We start from the raw sequence: 17,672 nt of genomic DNA, 5'->3' as shown, positions 1-17,672 counted from the left end.
TGGGACAGCCGCAGACGAAGACGACGGCGCATGGAGCGTCAGCAGGGCACCCTGCTGCCGTGGTCGCTCAGGAGATTGTCACGGACCCACCCGTAGACGTCGGGGTTCGCGCTGTCATCGCGCAGGTAAGTCCAGGTGTAGCCGTCTTCCCCGACGGTGTAGCAGTGGTAGTCGAGACGGTGACCCGTAAGTGCCCTGCCGTTGATGGAGCATGAGGTACTCGACCCGCTGCGCATGTAGGCTCCGCTTCCGGTGGCGTTCCAGGCGCTGCTGTCCTTGTCGGTCGCGGCGGTACCGCACAGGGCGTTGGCCGATGCCGAGCCCGAGAAGGAGATGGGCAAGCACGTGGCGACGACGGCGACGGCCGGGAGAGCCCACATGATTCGTCGTTTCATCGTTTCTCCTTTGAAAGTGACTGCCTCACACCTGTGTTGATGCAAGGCGAGCAGGTGGGCCGTCTCCAGCCTCTGCAACGAGCGGCTGGCGGCTCACCACTCCTCTGACAGATTGAACGATAATTGTCAGAACGTCAACCCTTGTGTGTGAAAGCGGAGTTGATATGTCCGGTCCACGGCACGGACAAGATGGCGCCCCCACCGCCCCGAGGGTCCGGTCACGCCGAAGCACCTCGGTGCCGGCTGGGGGCAAGGAGGATGGACGACCAGGTCGGGCGCGGGAGGCCGTCAACCGGGTCGGTCGGTAGCGCCCACGGAAAGGCTCAGCAGTACTGCCTCGGCCGCATCCCGCAGCGGGCAGCGGAGGCCGCAGGCTGGAGGGCGGCATTTACCGTGCGGACGGTGACCGCCGGCGTGCAGGCCCCCCACAGGACGACGCCTGGCATGGTCGGCCACTTCGTTGACCGACGGCGAGCCTTCGAAGAGGAAAGGCAGTGGGCCTGGGTGAGAGGATCTGGGGCGGGAAGGGGCAAGGTGGCGAAAGCGGCGTGCGTCAGGCGGTCACAGACTGAAACCGCGGGTAACCAGGAGTACCAGGTGACGCAGCCGAGCCTGCAACACGTCCGGCTTCTCCGGTTCCTGAGCGATGCCGCTCAGCGCATCGACCAGAACCACGGCCGTGTCGAACGAGGACACACCCGCGCCCGGTCGGGCTTCATCGAGCAGGCCTGCGACGATCCCGATCAGCCGTCGACGCAGATCGGCCTGGACGTCATCAGCGTACGCCCCCGCCTCTACGATCAACTCCCGCCGGGCGTCCACCTCGACCGATCCGCCCACCAGTTCAAGCTTCACCGCGAGCACCGCGTACAGCCGTTCCTGCACGGTGCCCGCCCGAGCGGCGGCCTGTTCCGCTGCGGCGCCGACGTCAGCCACCAGCCGCGCCCCAACGGCCTTAAAGACGTCCGCCTTGCTCTTGAAGTGCTGGTAGAGCGCGGGCCGTGACATCCCCGCTGCCTGCGCAAGCAGGTCCATCGAAGTGCGGCGGAACCCGTAACGCCCGAATACACCAAGCGCGGCGGTGAGAATCTGATCGCGTTTCGCCGAGGCGGCACCAGTCATGCGGACAATATTCTCATGAAGTGTCAGGCTCGCGTCTCCTCCTGTCTCCTCGTACGGGCCCTGCTCGGCGGCATCCTGGCTGGCCTCCTCGACGCGGGACATCACCGTCACGGCTGGGACGGCGCTGTAGGGGCGGCGCGCGGACGGCCCCGTGCCGCCGAAAGCGGTGGTGTTCCGGGGTGCAGGGCCGGGTGTGATGCGGTGCGGCTGGGCGGTAGTCAGGTGAGGCGGTGGAAATCGGTCCCGGTCTCGGGGATGGGTGCCGTTGAAGGTGAGGCGGTCGACTCAGCTGATCGCAAACGGCACGGGATCTAGTACTGCAACGGTGGTTGTAGTGACTGGTGGCCAGGTCAGGGGCTGTGTCCGCGGCGTTTGTAGTGGCTGGTGCGGGCCTGGTGTTGGCGTCGTCGGCGCCAGGTCGACCAGTGCAGGATGTGCTCGACGGGTGGGGCCGGCGGTTGGTGAGTCGTGTGATCAGCCGTCGTATCTCGGCCAGGCTGAGGTGGACGAGCTGGGAGGATCCGTTTCTGCTTTCCCGGCATCCAGCTGGCGGGCTCGTAGGACGGTCAGGCAGGCGTGGGCTGCCATGGCGAGGGTTATGTGGCGGTGCCAGCCGGGGTAGCGGCGGACCTGGTAGTCGTCCAGGCCGCACTCCTGCTTCGCGCTCTGGAAGCATTCCTCGATGGCCCATCGGCTGCCCGCGATGCGGATCAGGTCATCGAGTGTGGTGTCGGCGGGGCAGTAGGCGATGTAGTAGGAGATCTCCTGCGGGCGGGCGACGCTGCGGCGGGCGATCACCCAGTGACGGCGGTCGGGCCGGTGCCAGGGCCGCACCTCGACGCGGGCCCAGTCATAGATCCGCGGGCCGTGAGCCCCACTGCCGCAGGAACGGCGCTTCCATTTCTGCCGGGCAAGGCCGTTGAACAGGTCGTGGACGGGGTGGTCGATCGCCCAGCGGGTGACCACGGTGTCGTGGCGGGTGGTGGCCATGACGTGGAAGACGTCCGCCCGCTCCAGCTCCGAGCGCCAGCCCTTGGAGAAGCCGTAGGCCGCATCCGCGGTCACCCAGCGAAACGGGATCTTATCCGCGATAGCGCGGCGGACCATCACCTTGGCCATGGCCACCTTGGTCTCGAAACCGACCTCATCCGTGATGCCGGCCCGGCGGCACCTTTCGCGGTCGTCGGTCCAGGAGGCGGGCAGATACAGACGCCGGTCGATCAGTGTCCGCCCGCGATCGGTGGCATAGGCGAGGAAGACACCGACCTGGCAGTTCTCCGTCCGCCCGGCGGTGCCGGAGTACTGCCGCTGCACCCCGGCCGACCGCGTCCCCTTCTTCACAAAGCCCGTGTCGTCCACCACCAGGACGGCATCCCGGTCGCCGAGATTGTCGACCACGTACTGACGCACGTCATCGAGCACCTCATCCGCGTCCCACTCGATCCGGTTCAGCATCCGATGGATCCGGTCCGGACCCGCATGGCCGGCTTCCTCCGCCAGCGTCCAGCCGTTCTTCCGCTCCGGCGGAGCGATCAGGCCCCGCATATAAGCAAGTGCCGACTCCCGAGGCTCCGACCTGCTGAAACGGTGCACGAACCGCTCATGCACAGCGTCGATTTCACGCGCCCACAACCTGACATCAGCAAGGTCCCCACCCATAACCACATCAACGACCGACCTGGCCACCAGTCACGGCAAGCACCGTTGCAGTACTAGCAGCGGCGAGTGCACCCAAACGCCCCCTTGTGAGCGAGGTGTATGTCATCGCGGGAGTCTGCGGCCCGTAGCTTTCCCCCGTAGGTGCGGGCCGGACGTCAGCCGTGCTTGGAGCGTGAAGGAAGGTGAGACCTACGCCAAGACCTCGGCTACAAGCGCTTACCGCTGCCAGTACGTCACCGACTGGGTGGCCGACAAGATGCGCTGGGGCCTGAGCATCGACACAGGCCACCAAGGACATAGCCCCCCAGCACCCCTGGAACGGCTTGAAGCGCAGCCACTCGCTGTCACTGCGTCGGTCAAAGCTCCGGGTGGTGTGGTGGCCTCGCGATGATCGCCGCGACGCGTCGCCCGGATCACGGCACGGCCCCGCTGGCTCGAGCGTCAACCGAACCGGCGGAACTCCCGCAGCGCCCCGGTCACGTATTAGCACCAGCGGCCATGCGCACCGCCTTCGTTCGGATGCGCGTGCCTGTCTTGGTTGGCGATTGGCCTCAGTATCCCCAGCTCGTACAGCCTTGGCTCTTATTTGGGTGTTTATGGGTCCCCACGGGCGTGATGGTTGGACTGATCCAGGCTGTGGAGGTGAGGCTCGATTCAAGACGGGGATCGAAGCGCGTTGCTATCCGTGCAGGTCAGCTACTTTCGGCCATACTTCTGTGACCCGGGACACACTCAATTGACCGCTCATTGTGACGGTGCATTTACTTTGCGGGACCTTTGTGGATTGTGTGTCGGGGGTGGGTTGCATGGGCAACTGGCGGGGACATGTGGGGCAGTTGCGGAGAGCTCGAAGATCCCATGGTGTGTTGCTGGGGGGTGTGGCGGCTTCGCTGATCCTGTCGGCCCTGCCCGCGGTGCCGGCCTCCGCGTCTTCGCCTTCCGCGTTGAGCGCCGGTGCGGAAACCGGGGTGGTTGACGAGGCGACGGCGTCGGCCCAGGCTCAGGCGTCGGGGGAGCAGGTGGAGGTGACGGCGGACCGTACCGAGTACTCCACGACCCAGGCGAACCCGGACGGTTCGTTCACACTGAGCCAGTCCACGACTCCCCAGCGGGTGAAGGAGAAGGACGGCGGCTGGGGAACGGTGGACCCGGTGCTGGAGCGGCGTCCGGACGGGCGGATTGCTCCGAAGGGCGCGGTGGTGGACCTGTCGTTCTCCAGCAGGGGCAACGGATCGGGCCTGATCCGTCTGGGCAAGGACGGACGGTCGGTCACGCTGGACTGGAGCGGGCCGCTGCCGGAGCCGACGCTGAACGGCCCGACTGCCACCTACGCGAATGTCTTCGACGGAGTGGACCTGCAGCTGACGGCGACCGCCGAGGGCTATCGGGAGATCCTCGTCGTCAAGAGCCCTCAGGCCGCGCAGAATCCCGCTCTGGATCAGGTCAAGCTCGCTGCGTCAGGGGACGGCCTGTCAGTGGTGCCGGGAGCGGGCGGAGGCCTGCGCGCGATAGACGAGGACGGCAACGCCCTCTTCCGCGGTCCCGCGGGGCAGATGTGGGACTCTGCCGGTGACAGTCAAGCAGGCCCGCAGACCCAGCTGACCCGTACCGACTCGGCAACGCCCGCACAGGGGCAGGGCACCGATGATCCCTCCCAGCCGGGGGAGGGCGATGCCACCGCCGTGCTGCCTGTGAAGGTCGATGACGGCGCGGTCGCCGTGCACCCGGACCTGAATCTTTTGCGCGGCAAGGACACGGTTTACCCGGTCTACATCGATCCCTCGGTCGGCCTGGGTGTCTCGGAACGTACGAAGCTGTCCTCCGACGGCGACAAGTTCTGGATGTTCGACGGCGACAAGGGCGTCGGCAAGTGCGGTACCGCCGACGGCTACTACTGCGGCGGCGGCTACGTCGACCGCATGTACTTCGAGTTCGCCCCCACGAAGCTGGCCGGCAAGTATGTGCTGGATGCCACTTTCCGGGCCCGGGAGACCTGGTCGTTCAACTGCGACCCGCACTGGGTGGACCTGGTGCGCACCGACAACATCTCCGAGGGCACCCGGTGGCCTGGCCCCAAGCAGTTGGACCTGATGGGCGACCGCTACGTCGCGGCGGGCCGCGGAGATCTGTGCAGCCCTGACCAGCCGGATGCCTGGATTGAGTTTCACGACAACCCCGATGAGTCGGACGAGAACCTCAAGAGCACCGTCCGCTCTTTCGCGGACGGCAAGATCAGCCGGCTCACGATGATGCTGCGCGCGAAGGACGAGGGCGACCCGCGGGCGTGGAAGCGGTTCGACGACAGCGCCGAACTGCAGGTGGTCTTCGCCTACAAGCCTGGCGTGCCCACCAATGTCGGCGTGATTCCGGGCAGCGGAACAACGGGATACTGCAATAAGTCCTCTTCCGACCCGCTGGTGGTGACGCGTAAGGATCCGATGGTCCAGGCCCGCGTCCAGACGCTGGTTGAAGCGCACAAGGGCGACGAGGAAGGCTCCCTGCAGGCCGAGTACGTGGTCGAGCGCGGGGACGACGCGGCCTGGCACCAGGTGTGGACCGGGCACATGCCCGACACCGGCTGGCACCCGGACGAGACACTGGAAAAGCTGCGGACCAGCGATCGCGCCGACAAGGGCCTGTACCGGTACAAGGCGCGGACGCAGTCGCACTGGTCCTACTCAGGCAAGAACGGCGAGCTCTGGTCGCCCTACAGCTCCTGGTGCTACTTCAAGATCGACTCAACCGCGCCCAAGGCGCCCCACATCACCGCCGGCTCCCCCTACACCGAGTGCACGGCGAACCTGTGTGAGGGCAAGGGAGGCCCCGGTATCCCCGGATCCTTTACTTTCCAGCCGAACACCACAGACATCGATGCGTCCGGGCACACTGATGTCACCGCGTATGAGTACAAGCTGCTGACCACACGCACGAAGGTGATCTCCGGGACGACGAAGGTCGCGGTGAAGGACGTAGCTCCACCTCTGTCGGGCACACAGGTGCTGTCGGTTCGGGCCAAGGACGTTCACGACCGATGGGGCACACCTGCGGAGTTCACCTTCAAGGTGTCCCCACCCCCCGGAGCCGTGGGGCGCTGGCACTTCGACGACGCAGCCCCCGGATCGGGGGCGACGCTGGCCAAGGACTCCGCGACGGAGGGCACCCGGCACGACGCCACGCTGCAGACGGCGGGTGCGGGCTGGTCCAGCCTCGGACGCCGGGGCGATGCCGACTACTCGTTGTGGCTGAACGACGGCTCGGACGACAGCCAGCGCTCCGGCTACGCCGCCACTGCCAACCCGGCGGTGAACACCAAGGACTCCTTCACCGTCTCGTCCTGGGTCTATCTCACCGATGCCTCGCAGACGCATGTGGTGTTGTCAGCGCCGGGCACGAATGCCTCGGCCTTCACGCTGTACTACTCCGCCGGCTACAAGAAATGGGTGTTCAACCGCACCGCTACCGACGTCAAGGACAACCCGGTCTTCCTGCGCTCGATCGCCGATGCAGGGCCGCCGCCGTTGAACGCCTGGACGCACCTGGCAGCCGTCTTCGACACCAAGGCTGACACGGACAAGACGAACGACACCATCCAGCTGTTCGTCAACGGCCGCGCCCAGGGCCAGCCCGTCGTGCTGCACGCGGTGTCTTCCGCATACCAGCCCTGGGCATCCACGGCCGGTCTGCAGTTCGGCCGCTCACTGGCCGGCGGTGCCTATGGTGAAAACTTCCGCGGCCGTCTCGACGAGGTCTCAGTGTGGCAGTACGCGCTCAGCCCCGAGCAGATCGCCCAGGAGGCCAAGCTCACCGAAAACGACACGGCGGCCAGCGAACTCGTCGCTTACTGGGATGCCGCTTCCTCAACCGGCACCCAGGTCAAGGAGCTGAGTCCCTACCCGGCGCCAGCGCTGACGCTGTCGTCCACCGGCGCGGTGCTGGACGAGGACAACAACGCGCTGCTCTTGGACGGAACGTCCGGCTACGCCTCGGCGACCGGCCCGGTGACCGACGAAACGGGCTCGTTCACCGTCTCCGCTCACGTTCGGCTGGACGCCGACAAGCTGGCGGCCAAGCCCGTCGGTTACCAGGCCCAGGTGGCCGGCCAGGCGATCGGCGCCGAGTCCTCCTGGGCGCTGTGGGTGGTCAAGCCCGCAGCCGACACCTATCAGTGGCAGTTCACCCGTACCGCCGTGGGAGCGGATGGAAAGGTCAGCCAGAGCGCCCAGGTGGCAGCCAGCGACCTTGCCGAGCTCAACACGGGGGTGGACGTCACCGGCGTCTATGACGCGCAGGAGACATGGCAGTGGATCGACCCCACTGACCCCTCGAAGACCGAGGATCGCATGGGCCGACTTCACTTGTACGTCGGTGGGCTGGAGCAGCCCGGTGATGACGCCTCCGGCTTCTCCGTGGTCCAGCAGGGCAGTGGAACGCTCTCCGCAGGCAGGGGAACAGCCGCAGGCTCCACCGGGCACTACCTGCCCGGCGCACTGGAATCCCTGCGGATCTGGACCGGAGCAATGAACTCCGAACAGATCCAGTCCCAGGTTCTGGACACCCCGGACAGCGTCTGACGAAGCACCGCTTAGCACGGGGCCCCACCGCCACTTGCGGGAAGCCCCGTGCCAACCGGCGCACATGACGCTGGTCCCCCCTCATTCTCTGCTCCGCCTCTTGCTCCTCAACGGCATGCGCCCGGCCCGAGCCGGCCGGGCGCCGCGTAGGAAGAACCCACCATGAATCCCTTTGGCATACCCCGGTCCCCTGTGGGCCGAGGATCCGGGCCAAGACATCGCTGGTTGCGGCGCATCGCCGCAACGACTGGTCTGATCCTTGTGCCCGGTCTGCTGACTCCCGTGGCCTTCGCCGCGGACGTCGACCCCTTGGGCCGCCCGCACCTGAAGCCTCCGCATGCCACCGAGGTCAGCCCGTTCACCGCCACGGTGAACAAGAAGGCTGCGGCCGAGGTGGAGAAGGCAGCCAAGGCCGACGAGGCGGCCGCGGCTCGGGCCCGACACGACCAGCAGCGCAAGGTCACCTGGCCGACAGCGGGTAAGGTGTCGCTGACCGTTCCGGCCAAGGGCACGGCCAAGGCCGCCCCCGGCACACTGCCCATCACCGTGACGGGTTCCGGCATGGGCAAACGGGCTTCCTCCGTCGCTGTAGAGGTCCTCGACCAGAAGACGGCGGCCAAGCTCGGCGTCAAAGGCGTCGTTTTCAAACTCACCGGCCCGCAGACGGGTGGCAAGGCGCGCCTCGGCATCGACTATTCCGCTTTCGCCTCTGCCTACGGCGGCGACTGGGCCGGCCGCCTCCAGCTCGCACGGCTGGTCGACTGCGCGCTGCAGAACCCGAGTGCCGCGAAGTGCCACCAGCGCGACGTCATCGATGCGGTCAACAACCGCGAGAACGACAGCATCACCGCGCCCGTGACCCTGGCCGCGGGCGGCCGGCCGATGCTGCTGGCTCTCGCGGCTGGGACGACATCCGGGGCCGGCAGTTACAAGGCAACGCCGCTGTCCGCCTCCTCGACATGGGAGGCCGGCGGCTCCTCCGGCTCGTTCACATGGTCCTACCCGCTGCGCGTTCCCCCGGCCGCGGCCGGCCCCCAGCCGGACCTCGCCATCTCCTACGACTCCGGTGCGGTCGACGGGCAGACGGCGAACTCCAACAACCAGGGCAGCCAGGTCGGCACGGGTTTTGACCTGACCTCCTCCTACATCGAGCGCAAGTACGGCTCCTGTGACGACGACGGCCAGGACGGCAAGTACGACCTGTGCTGGAAGTACGACAACGCCTCGCTCGTCCTCAACGGCAAGGCCACCGAGCTGGTCAAGGACGACGAGACGGGCAGGTGGCGGCTGAAGGACGACGACGCCTCCACCGTCACGCACTCCACCGGCGCGGACAACGGCGACGAGGGATCGACCGGCCTCGACGGCGAGGGCGAGTACTGGACGGTCGTCACCGGTGACGGCACGAAGTACGTCTTCGGCCTGAACAAGCTCGACGGCGCGGACGCCGACGACCGCACCAACTCGGTCTGGACCGTGCCCGTCTTCGGCGACGACCCGGTCGAGCCCGGCTTCACCGCCGGCGACACGTTCGCCGAGCGCGCCAAGAACCAGGCCTGGCGCTGGAACCTCGACTACGTCGAGGACACCCACGGCAACGCCTCGACCTACTGGTACACCGCCGAGCACAACAACTACGACAAGCTCGGCGACGACAACACCGGCACCGGCTACGTCCGCGGCGGCTATCTGAAGGAGGTCCGCTACGGTCAGCGCGCCGACAAGCTCTTCTCTGCCTCCCCGGACGCCTCGGACAAGGTCGTCTTCAGCTACGACGAGCGCTGCCTGGCCTCGGGCACCGGCTGCGACTCGCTGACCAAGGACACCCGCGACAACTGGTCGGACGTCCCCTTCGATGCGGTCTGCAAGGACGGCGACAAGTGCACCGGCAACGTCGGCCCGTCCTTCTTCACCCGCAAGCGGCTGACCACGATCACCACCTACGCCTGGAACGCCAAGGCCACTACCCCCGCCTTCGAGCCGGTCGACGTCTGGTCGCTCAAGCACCTGTACCTCGACCCCGGTGACACCGGTGACTCCACCGACCAGTCGCTCTGGCTCGACGAGATCAAGCACACCGGCAAGCGCGGCGACGACCTCTCCCTCGACCCGGTCAAGTTCGACCACGTGATGCTGCCCAACCGGGTCGACGGCCAGGCCGACAACATCCTGCCGCTGAACAAGCCACGCCTGAAGACCGTCACCTCCGAGACCGGCGCGCAGACCATCGTCACCTACCGGGAGGCCGACTGCACCGCCGCCGGCACCAAGCCCAAGCTGGACGAGAACACCAAGCGCTGCTACCCGGTGTACTGGTCGCCCAACGGGGAGAAGGACCCCAAGCTCGACTGGTTCCAGAAGTACCCGGTCAGCTCGGTGTCCACCACCGACCCCCACGGCGGCTCCGAAGCCGTCCAGCACAGCTACCAGTACACCGGCGGCGGTGCATGGCACTACGACGAAAACCCGATGACGCCCGCCAAGGAGCGCACCTGGTCTATCTGGCGCGGCTACCAGCAGGTCACCCACCTCACCGGCATCTCCGGACACACCCAGAGCAAGGAGACCACGGTCTACCTGCGCGGCATGAACGGCGACCGCGTCCTCGGCTCGGACGGCAAGACCCCCGCCACCGACCAGCGCAAGACCGTCACGGTCACCGGCATCAAGGCCGGGCAGATCACGGACGCCGAGCAGTACGCGGGCTTCACACGCGAGTCGGTCACCTACAACGGCGACGCGGAAGTCGGCGGCACGACCAACGACCCCTGGTCCAAGCGGACAGCGACCCAGCACAAGTCCTACGCGGACACCGAGGCGTACTACGTCCGCACCGCCGCCACCCACACCCGCACCAACATCACCAGCAAACTCACCCCCTACGACCGGGTCAACACGGTCAAGACGACCTACGACGACTACGGCATGCCCTCAACCGTCGAGGATGAGGGCGACGACTCGGTCGACGGCGACGAAAAGTGCACCCGCACCTGGTACGCCCGCAACGGGGACAAGGGCATCAACTCCCTCATCTCCCGCACCCGCACCGTTGCCGCGACCTGCGCCACCACGGACTCGGCACTTGACCTGCCCGCCGACTCCACGCGCGCTGGCGATGTCATCGCCGACACCGCGACCGTCTACGACGACACCACGGCCACCACCTGGTCGGCGTCCCAGAAACCGACCAAGGGCGACCCCACCTGGACGGGACGCGCCAAGGGCTACGGCACTGATGACACCCCCGCCTGGCAGAAGTTGTCCAAGACGACCTACGACAATCTCGGACGCCCCAAGACCGTCACCGACACCAACGACCAGCCAGTCGCCTCGACCACCTACGCGCCGTCCGACTCTGGCCCGCTGACCTCGACAACGTCCGAAGACGCCAAAACCTACACGACCACCACGGACGTCGACTTCACGACTGGCGCAACTCTGAAGATCACCGACCCGAACGGCAAGGTCACCGAGAGTGAATATGACAGCCTGGGCCGCCTCAGCAAGCTCTGGCTCCCCAACCGGCTCAAAGTTCTGAACAAGACACCCAACTACGTCTACGCCTACCACGTCACCAGCGCAGACATGCCCTGGGTCTCCACCGCCACCCTCAAGCACGACGGCTCAGGCTACAACACCAGCTACGAGTTCTACGACTCCCTGCTGCGCTCCCGCCAGGTTCAGAGCCCCACACCGCAGGGCGGCCGGCTCATTTCTCTGTCGGAGTACGACGCGCGCGGTCTTGCGGTCAGCCAGCAGTCCGACACCTGGGACAGCACCTCACTGCCCAGCTCCCGAGCCGTAGAAGTCTCCGGCGGCCAGGCCCCGATCCAGACGGACACCACCTACGACGGGGCCGACAGGCCGACTAAGGCGGTGACCAAGGTCCACGGCGTCACCCGCTGGACCACTAATACCACCTACACCGGCGACACCGTCGCCACCACGGCTCCAACCGGTGGCCAGGCAACCGCCGTGGTTACCAACGCACTCGGCCAGACGACCCAGCGTCGCGAGTATGCCGGCCCCACACCGACCGGCACCAATTTCACCACCACCGACTACGCCTATACCCCCGCCGGTCAGCGGAGGACGATCACCGGTCCCGACCAGAGCAAGTGGTCCTCCACCTACGACCTCTTCGGCCGACAAGTCATGGCCAACGACCCCGACAAGGGCATAACCGCAACGGCATACAACGACCTCGACCAGATCGTCAGCACCACCCCGAACGCCGACGGGTCGAAGAAACTGCTGTACGAGTACGACGTACTCGGCCGTAAGACAGGCATGTGGCAGGCCGACAAGTCCGACGCCAACAAGCTCGCCGCCTGGGGCTTCGACCAGCTCGCCAAGGGCCAGCTGGACTCTGCCACGCGCTATGACGGCGGAGCGACGACGGCCGGCAAGGCCTACACCGAAAAGGTCACCGCCTACGATGCGATGTACCACGTCACCGGCAGCGACCTACTCCTGCCCGCCACCGAGCCCCTGGTCAAGGACGGCTACGTGGCCAACAAGCTTTCGTTCACCACCGGCTACAACCTGAGCGGCTCAGTCAGCCAGTACTCCGCCCCGGCTCTCGGCGGCTTGCCCTCCGAAGCGGTCTCCTACAAATTCAGCGCTTTGGGCCAGCAGGCTTACGCAGGCGGCACCTCCGGCTACCTGCAGGCCGCCACCTTCTCCCCGCAGGGGGACCTGAAGCAGCTCACCTTGGGCAAGGACGGCACCTCCTCGGCGAAGAAGGCCTACCTCAACTTCGATTACGAGGAAGGAACCCGCCGCCTCACCCGCTCCTACGTCACCGACGACGTGCACGGCTACATGCCCCAGGAGCTGAAGTTCGCTCAGGACGACGTCGGCAACGTCACCTCCATCTTCGATGCCACCACCCAGGGCGGCATGGTCAAACCCGACTACCAGTGCTTCGCCTACGACGGCACCCGCCGCATAACCGAAGCCTGGACCCCGAAGACCGCGGACTGCGCCGCATCCGGCCGCACGACCGCCAATCTCGACGGCGCAGCCCCGTACTGGACGTCGTACACCTACACCACGACTGGCCAGCGCAAGGCCGAAACCCAGCACACCACCACAGGTGACCAGTCCACGACCTACACCTATAACGACACCACCAAGGACAACAATCCGCACACCCTCGACAACATCGCAGGCGCCCGTACTGGCACCTACACCTACGACAACAGCGGCAACACCATCTCCCGCCCCGGCCCCACGGCCCAGCAATCGCTGACCTGGAACACCGAAGGCGACCTCGCCAAGCTCACTGAGAGCACGGAGGAGACCAGCTACCTCTACGACGCCAACGGTGAGCTACTGATCCGCCGCGCCAAGGGAGATGGCGAAACAGTTCTCTACCTGGGCGCAGGCACAGAACTCCACCTCACCGTCAAGGGCACCACGAAGACCGTCTCCGGCATCCGCCACTACACGGCGAACGACCAGACCATCGCCGTCCGCACGGCTACCTCGGGCGTCTCCGGTAGCAAGCTCAGCTTCCTCGCCGCCGACCACCACGGCACCTCCGGCATCGCGCTCGACGCCACCACTTACGCGATCACCAAGCGCTACACCACCCCCTTCGGCGCTCCGCGCGGAACCAAGCCCACGTCATGGCCCGATGACAAGGCATTCCTGAGTAAACCCACCGACAACAACACTGGCCTTACACACGTCGGCGCACGTGAATATGATCCAAGGATCGGACAGTTCCTCAGCGTCGACCCACTTCTAAACCTCCAGGAACATCAGTCCCTGAACGGCTACGCCTACAGCAACAACAATCCCGCCAGCCTCGCCGACCCGGCTGGCTCCGACCCGTGCGGCGGACTCAAGTGCGGCCACGAAGGCGACAACTGCAGCGACCCTGACATCTACTGTGGGGCCTCCAAGCCGGACGGCACTGCAGACACCTCGGGCGATTGGTTTGGCGGGGGAGGGACTGCCAGCAACGGCACCTCGCATACCGGCAACTCGGGTGCAAACAACGGCCCATATGGTAACTGTTGGCCCATTTACACTTGCGGCGCACAAAAAGGCCCGGCCGACAATGTAAATAACATGGGAAATGGCGGCCCTGACCTCCCATCCTTCTGGGATAATTTTCGAGATGGCTTCGCGAAATACTGGAAGGATCTGAATAATCACGACTGCGTCCCAGTTTCAGGACCGCTGGATTGTCAACCCTCGGCCGGGACCTTCGAAGGAGCGATCCCCGGACCTAGGCGTATTCCCATGGGTTTTCCAAATGCGGCGGAATTCAACCAATTCAAGGCGCAAATAAATTCCGGGCTTCGGGATGTGGGAATTGAAGGTGCAACCGCGGTATTTCAGGGCAGCTCGGTAACAGGAAAGAGCTTCAGGACAGGAAGGCCCTTTGGGCCGCACAGTGACTTCGACGTAGCTTTGGCTGGCGAGAGCCTTCTGGAGCGCGCCAAGCAAGCGGGTATTCCGCTTAGGTCCGGTGGTACGCGTACAGGGCCCCTCAAGGGGGCAGACCTCGAAAAGATGGGGCTTGGTGAGCTGCGAGGCAAGCTCACCAAGTCAGTCAACCGGGAGGTCAACTTCATGATCTACCGTTCCGTCAAGGACGCCACGTCGCGGGCTCCGAGTATCATCGTGAAGCCATGACCTCGGAAGAAGGAATAGCGTTGGCCCGGTTTGCGTTGTTCGGTTTCAAGAATCCAGATGTTTCTGTGGTGGCGCGCTTGATCGGCGATGCGCTCACAGTCCATCTGGATATGAGGGAAAGTTCGTACAAGGGTGGAGAATACTTCCTTCATCGCGACGTCGGTGGAATGGAGATCTCTGTCGAGGCCAACGTGCGGGACGAGGAAGGAGTCCTCGCCGAACCGGATCACCCCGACTACCCGGTCTTGGTCTACCTGAACCACAGCAGTCTCCCCGCAGAGTCGCGGATCTCGGAGGTCGACGGGTTGGACCTCCTTCGAGTCGAGGACATCTAACGGCCTCATAGCCGGTAGGCGGAGAGACGTCAAAGACGGCGGCGCGGCTGATGCTCACATCTGCTGCGCCGCCGTTAGGTGTTGCGGGACAGGACGTTGGTGACACAGGACAACACCGATGAAACCAAGATGCCTCGACGGACAGTGGCCGGGTAGTGTGCAGGTCATGTCGGATCCTGAGTCAGACAAGGTGGGGGCTTTCGGTCACGCCGTCAGCCCCCTGAACCACTGAGCTCCTAGACCTGCCGTCGCGCCGCGTTCTGCGGTGCGACGAGGGCGCCCTTGAGGGCTGGCCGCGGTCCCGAGATGACCTTGTCATGTTTCTCCTCGCCCCAGAGCCACTCGATGTGTCTTCCGCCGTATCTGCTTGCCGTGGCCGTCTTCGCCATGGGCACCTCGGAGTTCATGTTCGCCGGCCTTTTACCGGACATCGCCTACGATCTCAACGACACCGTCGGGACAGCAGGCGTGCTCACCTCGGCTGCTGTGAGCGTCTGAGGTCATGCCGGGTCCGTCAGGTTGTGCAGGTCGTCGCGGACGAGGGAGTCTCGCTCGGCCGCGGTGAGCCAGCGGGCCCGGGAGCCGCGGTGGTCCTTCTCCACCCATAGGACGTCGTTGACGGTCTCGGCGACGGGGCGCAGGTGGCTGATGACGGCCAGCAGCTTGTCGGGGCCGACCTGGGTGCGCAGGACCTGCAGGGCGCTGTCGAGGGCGGCGGTGTCCAGGGTGCCGAAGCCTTCGTCGAGGAAGAGGCTCTCCAGGCGGGTGCCGCTGCGGCTGTGCATTTCCATCAGGGCGAGGGACAGGGCGAGGGAGGCCTGAAAGGTCTCACCGCCGGAGAGGGTCCGGGAGCTGCGGCGGTTATGGCTTGCGAGGTTGACGATGTCGAAGTTGTCGGCGAAGCCCAGCCGTCCGCCGGACAGCTGCTGCAGCAGCTCGCTGCCGTGTGCGAGCAGCGCGCGGGTCCGCAGGTCGGTGAGGTGACCGGGGAACTTCCCGTCCGTCAAGTGCGCGGCCACGGTCTGCCATGCGGCTTTCTGGCGCTGTCCGGCGTCGATCGCGGCCATGAGGCGGTCCTTGTGCGGGATCTGGGACAGGGCGTCCTGTTCTTCCCGCAGCGCGCGGGCGGCCTCGCTGCGGAGGGTGCCGGCCTGGCTGGTCAGGCCGTCCAGGAGTTCGGGGTCCAGGGGATCCGCGCCAGGGGCGATCAGCGCGGCGGCGATGCCGGGGTAGGCGGAGGCCAGTGCGTCGGCGTGTACGGCAAGCTGTGCAACCAGGTCTGCCGTGGCCGCCCGCGCGACGGTTTCGTGCTCGTCAAGGGATGCCAGTAGCCGCGTGGTGACCGTTTCCAGGGCGGCGGCGTACTCCTGCGTGGTTGTTGCGTCACCGGTGTCGTGAGGGCGGGGGAGCGCCGGATGCTGTCCTTCCTCGATCAGCTCGGCTGCGCTGCGCGCGCTGTCTGCCCACCGGTGCAGTCCGGCCTCCAGGCGGTGAAGGGGTTCGGTGACCTCACAGCGTCTGCGCTCGGCCAGCTTCTCCCGCTCGGCCAGCAGCGATTGCAGCAGCGTGCGCAGTTCCGTGTGCCGTTCGGCCAGTTCCTCGTAACGGTCTTGCTCCTGCCGGACGGCCTGGGCGGCGGCCTCCAGATCATGCGCCGTCAGGAGGTCGGGGTGCTGGGGCAGATGCGCGCGGATCGGCCCGGGCAGAGCGGACAGGCTTGCCAGGACACTGCGCCGCTCTTCCGGCAGACGGCGCTGGGCCTGCTGTGCTTGCGTGCGGCTCTGGGCCGCCGCGCGGGTGCCCGCCGCCAGCGAGGCACGCTCGGCGGCCAGGGCGGTCTCTGCCTGCGTCAGCTCGGCTCGGCCGGCGGCGACTGTCTCCTGCAGTTGCGTGACCCGGTCACGGGGCTCGCTGAGCAGCGTGACCAACGCCTTCTCCCGGTGGTCCGCCGGTGTGGCGGGGTCGGCGAGAACGAAGAAGGCGGCCGCGGCGGCGTCCTCCACCTCCTTCACGGCTGGGTCAGTGGCTGAGCAACCTGTGCCGCCGCTCCAGCCTGAGCGGCGTGAGCGGTGAGCAGCGCTGGATGAGCTCAGTGTGCGATCTACAGCGCCTCGACTGTCTCCTGGCCGCCACAGCGGCCTGATGGGTGCGCTGCAGGCGCTGCCGCTGTCCCGACTCGAACCGCACCCTCTCATGACCCGGCCCTCGGGCGCCTGCCGGTTCTGGAGGGGCGCGCCGGTTCGGTGCCACAGTGATGTCGCGCTGCGCGTTCATGGGTGGGCCCTCTTGAGGCGTCGCCAGCAGATGAGGCTGTAGGCCAACGAGACGAAGGCGTCGTGGAGTTCGAGGCGCCGTTCCCAGCGAACGGATAGGCGCTTGAACTGGTGGAGCAAGAATTGGTGTCGGGCGGGGCGAGGCCCCAGCCTTCCCAATCGGGGAAGGAGCAGTGGACGTCGACCTGAAGACCCCCAGGAGCCTTGGCAGTACTTGCGCGCCTGGCGCCTCGGAGCCAGCACCCGAGTGGAATGACGAAGGCCCGCCCCCTGCCGGCGGCGGTGCGGACCTTCTAGGGTCATGTTCTGCGTCAGCGGGCGAGGTGACGTTGATGGGCTGGTCGGGGCAGGCGGCGAGGCGTTCGGTTGAGGGCGGTCTGCTCGGCGGGGTCGATGCTCAGTCGGTAACGGGTCTTGTCGGCGACCCAGTTGGTGACGTAGGGGCACCCAGTAGCCGGCGTACGGGGGCGGCCAGGTCGAGGGGTCCTGGTCGGCTTTGGACCGGTCGGAGGCGGCGGAAACCGCGATCAGGGGGGGGCGGCACTCGTCGCCGAGATCGTTGGCGTAGAGCTCGCGTTCCTTCGCCCCCACGCGGAGGCGCCGCTGTCCCAGGCCTCGGCGAGCGGGACCAGGTGGTCGACGTCGAGTTTGCGGGCGTTGTCGAAG

At 66.4% G+C, this 17,672-nt stretch carries 7 protein-coding genes and 1 pseudogene; 4 read left to right on the top strand and 4 right to left on the bottom strand.

What is annotated here, in order from left to right:
- Nucleotides 1–38 precede the first annotated feature (38 nt).
- The 3 genes from ABZ923_RS31495 to ABZ923_RS31485 form a co-directional block, all read right to left on the bottom strand.
- The gene (locus ABZ923_RS31495; RefSeq protein WP_361478403.1) at nucleotides 39–395 is read right to left on the bottom strand and encodes an SH3 domain-containing protein; all 357 of its coding nucleotides are present in this window, start codon (nucleotides 393–395) and stop codon (nucleotides 39–41) included.
- Between the two features lie 561 nt (nucleotides 396–956).
- Complete coding sequence (locus tag ABZ923_RS31490; RefSeq protein ID WP_361478412.1) at nucleotides 957–1,619, bottom strand: helix-turn-helix domain-containing protein; 663 nt, start codon at nucleotides 1,617–1,619, stop codon at nucleotides 957–959.
- 372 nt (nucleotides 1,620–1,991) lie between these two features.
- Nucleotides 1,992–3,176, bottom strand: coding sequence for an IS701 family transposase (locus tag ABZ923_RS31485; RefSeq protein ID WP_361478409.1), 1,185 nt, complete (start codon nucleotides 3,174–3,176; stop codon nucleotides 1,992–1,994).
- A gap of 968 nt (nucleotides 3,177–4,144) precedes the next feature.
- On the opposite strand from ABZ923_RS31485, the gene ABZ923_RS31480 reads away from it, so the two are divergent.
- From ABZ923_RS31480 to ABZ923_RS31465, 4 genes and pseudogenes are all read left to right on the top strand, one after another.
- A complete protein-coding gene (locus ABZ923_RS31480; RefSeq protein ID WP_361478406.1) occupies nucleotides 4,145–7,747 on the top strand; it encodes a LamG-like jellyroll fold domain-containing protein in 3,603 nt (1,200 codons plus the stop codon).
- A gap of 162 nt (nucleotides 7,748–7,909) precedes the next feature.
- Complete coding sequence (locus ABZ923_RS31475) at nucleotides 7,910–14,398, top strand: RHS repeat-associated core domain-containing protein (RefSeq protein WP_361478400.1); 6,489 nt, start codon at nucleotides 7,910–7,912, stop codon at nucleotides 14,396–14,398.
- On the top strand, nucleotides 14,395–14,733 hold the full coding sequence (locus tag ABZ923_RS31470; RefSeq protein WP_361478397.1) for a hypothetical protein: 339 nt from the start codon (nucleotides 14,395–14,397) through the stop codon (nucleotides 14,731–14,733). The genes ABZ923_RS31475 and ABZ923_RS31470 overlap by 4 nt, the downstream gene beginning before the upstream one ends.
- A gap of 345 nt (nucleotides 14,734–15,078) precedes the next feature.
- Nucleotides 15,079–15,216: pseudogene (locus tag ABZ923_RS31465) on the top strand (Cmx/CmrA family chloramphenicol efflux MFS transporter); the annotation flags it as partial.
- A 17-nt stretch (nucleotides 15,217–15,233) separates the two neighbouring features.
- Here the strand turns inward: ABZ923_RS31465 and ABZ923_RS31460 are convergent.
- Complete coding sequence (locus tag ABZ923_RS31460; protein WP_361478394.1) at nucleotides 15,234–16,745, bottom strand: SbcC/MukB-like Walker B domain-containing protein; 1,512 nt, start codon at nucleotides 16,743–16,745, stop codon at nucleotides 15,234–15,236.
- Between the last annotated feature and the right edge of the window lie 927 nt (nucleotides 16,746–17,672).

Origin of the sequence: Streptomyces sp. NPDC046881, from assembly GCF_040645015.1 — a bacterium.
GTDB lineage: Bacteria > Actinomycetota > Actinomycetes > Streptomycetales > Streptomycetaceae > Streptomyces.
Note: the sequence above shows the minus strand (reverse complement) of the source record. Positions and strands in the feature narration are given on the sequence as shown.

Excerpts from the sequence above, each read along its gene's own strand:
- ABZ923_RS31475 (WP_361478400.1), top strand. The coding sequence starts at position 7,910 with ATGAATCCCTTTGGCATACCCCGGTCCCCTGTGGGCCGAGGATCCGGG.
- ABZ923_RS31470 (WP_361478397.1), top strand. The coding sequence starts at position 14,395 with ATGACCTCGGAAGAAGGAATAGCGTTGGCCCGGTTTGCGTTGTTCGGT.
- ABZ923_RS31495 (WP_361478403.1), bottom strand. The coding sequence starts at position 395 with ATGAAACGACGAATCATGTGGGCTCTCCCGGCCGTCGCCGTCGTCGCC.
- ABZ923_RS31485 (WP_361478409.1), bottom strand. The coding sequence starts at position 3,176 with ATGGGTGGGGACCTTGCTGATGTCAGGTTGTGGGCGCGTGAAATCGAC.
- ABZ923_RS31490 (WP_361478412.1), bottom strand. The coding sequence starts at position 1,619 with ATGTCCCGCGTCGAGGAGGCCAGCCAGGATGCCGCCGAGCAGGGCCCG.